1 protein-coding gene is annotated in these 2,843 nt (G+C 75.2%); it reads right to left on the minus strand.

The window, feature by feature from the left end; all coding sequences use genetic code 11:
• Positions 1 to 1,058 precede the first annotated feature (1,058 nt).
• On the minus strand, positions 1,059 to 1,835 hold the full coding sequence (locus tag G5C51_RS41280; RefSeq protein WP_338118506.1) for a ComEA family DNA-binding protein: 777 nt from the start codon (positions 1,833 to 1,835) through the stop codon (positions 1,059 to 1,061).
• Positions 1,836 to 2,843 lie beyond the last annotated feature (1,008 nt).

A 2,843-nucleotide genomic window follows, 5' to 3' on the forward strand; every position in this document is an offset into this window, starting at 1 on the left:
GATGCCCGCTGGGGCGCGAGTGGCGCCGCTGACGTGGGGGCGGATGGGGCGGGGATCGCCGGTGAGTTCGAGCTCAACGGTGACGTGGGCGTATGTGCGCGCCAGGCCGGGGAGTGGGCCGCTGCGGGCTTGCGCCCCGTGCAATGCCGCCGTGGTGGCGGCTGCCGTGGCACAGAGAAGGGCCAGCGCGATCGCCCGCAGTCTCGATGGCCGGGCTGGGACGGGCACCGGTTCCGGCTGCGGCAGCCGTGGTCGGCCAGGCATTGGCTGCCGTCCCCGCCCTGATCCCGATCCCGGCCCTGATCCCGGTCCCGGCCCTGATCCCGGTCCCGGTCCCGGTCCCGGCTGAGGTTGCGACTCCGGGCCCAACTGGGGTTGCGACTCCGGGCCCAACTGGGGTTGCGGCTGCGGCTGCGGCTGCGGCTGCGGCTGCGGCTGCGGCTGCGGCTGCGGCTGCGGCTGCGGCTGCGGCTGCGGCTGCGGCTGCGGCTGCGGCCAACCTGTCCGGCGCGGCCTCAAGTTCCGGCTTGCGGCACGCCGTCGGGCGGCCAGCAGCAAGCCCGCGGCTGTTGCCGCAGCTATTACGCACGCGACTGCGACCGCTGCTGCCGGTGCAGTCAGCGCGGCTGCCGCGGACGCCCATGCCGCCAACGCGGGTGCAAGCAGGCGGAGATCCGCTGGGCCATCCGTATGCGGGTCGGAGGCGCCCATGGGGGATGTCGCGGCAGCGTGCACCGGTGTGCGGGCGACCGTGGTCGTGGGCGCCATGGACGCAGTCGTAGCGCTGGTGGGCGCGGGTGTAGTCGCTCCAGTCGCCGTAGGCGTAGTCGTCCTGGTCCGTGTAGGCGTGGTCGCGGCGCCGGTGGTCGCGCTGAGCGTGGTCGCCGATGTCCCCGTCGCCTCCCATGTCCCCGTCGACTCCAACGTCCCCATCGCCTCCGGTGCCTCCGTCGCGCCCGTTACCTCCGATGCACTCAATGGCTCCACGACACCCGTTGGCTCCATGACACCCGCTGGCCCCGTGGCACCGGATGCCCCCGTCTCTCCCGTACGAGCGGTCACGGCTGGACCAGTGGCTTGAGGTCCGCGAAGCGGCTGTCGCCGATGCCGTTTACTTCGCGGAGTTGGTCGATGGAGGTGAAGCCGCCCTTCTGGGTGCGGAATTCGATGATGTGCTGGGCGAGCACGGGGCCGATGCCGGGTAGGGCGTCCAGTTGCTCGGTGGTGGCGGAGTTCAGGCTTACCGGGGTGCCGGGTGCGCTGCCTGCGCCCGCCGTACCCGACGATGCCCCGGGCGCACCGCCCGGCGCGGCTGCCGAACTGCCCTGGCCCGGCGGGCCGGCCGCGCCGGGCGCGCCCGGTCCTCCGACCATGATCTGCTCGCCGTCCACTAGCAAGCGGGCGCGGTTGAGGCCGCGCAGGTCCGCGCCCGGTCGTACGCCCCCTGCTGCCTCGATCGCGTCCTCCACGCGGCTGCCTGGCGGCAGGCGGTGCACTCCCGGGTCCCGCACCTTTCCGATCACGTCGATCACCAGGCGCCGTGTGCGCGGGCCGCCGCTGGGCGCCGGCTGGGCTTGCGGGCCGCTGGCTGGGCCTGCCGCAGGAGCCTGCGCTGCGGCGCGGTGCGCGGTCGGCGGGCTGATCGCTTCCGGGCGTCCTGCCCAGAAGTGGTACGCCGCGAAGGTCACCGCGGCCACGAGCGCGATGCCCAACGCGATCGCGGTGCGCGGCTCGATACCGCAGCGCAGTTGCAACCACAGCGGCAGCCGGTCCCGCACGTCCGGCCACCAGCCGGCCCGGGCCGGACGGCTGTCCGTGGCGACGGGCTCCGGCACGGAGGCCGCTTCTGCGGCTACCCGGCCAGGCGGCGGTTGTGCCGCTGGACCGGCCCGCACTGCTGGTCCCGTCTCCGCGTTGTCGGTGGCTGGTTGGTGGTCCGGCTCGCCACCGTGCCATTCCGCGGACGCGGAGATACCGCGAGGCGGGGCCATACCGCGAGGCGGGGCCATACCGCGGGGCGATGCCGGGCCATCGTGCACGGCGGCGCCCACGGCCTGGTCCGGGCGGCCGTGGTCCGGCGTCGAGGCGCCGCGGGGCGCAGGGCCATCGCGTAAACCTAACCCCGGACGCGCGGCCAGGACGTCCCGCTGGACCACGCCGCCGTGCGAGACCGAGCCACGATGCGGGGCCGTGCGGCCACTCCGGTCGCGCACGCCATCAGGCTCCGGGACCCGACGCAAGTCCCGGGCTCCACGCAGTCGCCGGGCCTCACTCAGGACCCGAGCTTCACGCAGGACCCGAGCGTCACGCAGACCCACTCCCCGCGAGCCCCGGCCTCCGCGCACGCCAGATCCGCCACGCGATGCCGACACGTCGTGCGAGACCGGCGCGTCAGGCAAGGCCAGCCCGTCAGGTGGGGCCAGCGCGCCGTCCGTAACCAGGCCACGGAATGGAGCCGAGCGGCCACGCCGGTCTCGTACGCCGGCCGGTGCCAGGGCCTCGCGCAGGTCCCGAGCCCCCCGCGGGCCCGCTCCCCGCAGGTCCACTCCCCGCACGTCCCGGCCTCCCCGCAAGCCGCGAGCCGCACCCAAGTCCCGCGCTCCGCGCGGATCCGCTCCCCGCAGGCTTCGGCCCCCGCGCGGGCCCGCCTCCCCGTCCGCCGCCTCCTCGCCCTCCAGCGCCTCGTCCAGTGTCCGCTCCTCCCACCTCGGCGGGGCGGGCCGTCGCGGACGGTTCAGCATCCGCGGTGGCGGCGGGCGGTCACGGTCGCGCCAACGTGCGGTGGGTGCCGGGAGGTCTGTCAGGTCGAAGAGAGCCGCCGCACGGGCCCTGCTGGTCGAGCC

This window comes from Streptomyces coryli, from assembly GCF_011044975.1.
Classification (GTDB): Bacteria; Actinomycetota; Actinomycetes; order Streptomycetales; family Streptomycetaceae; genus Streptomyces; species Streptomyces coryli.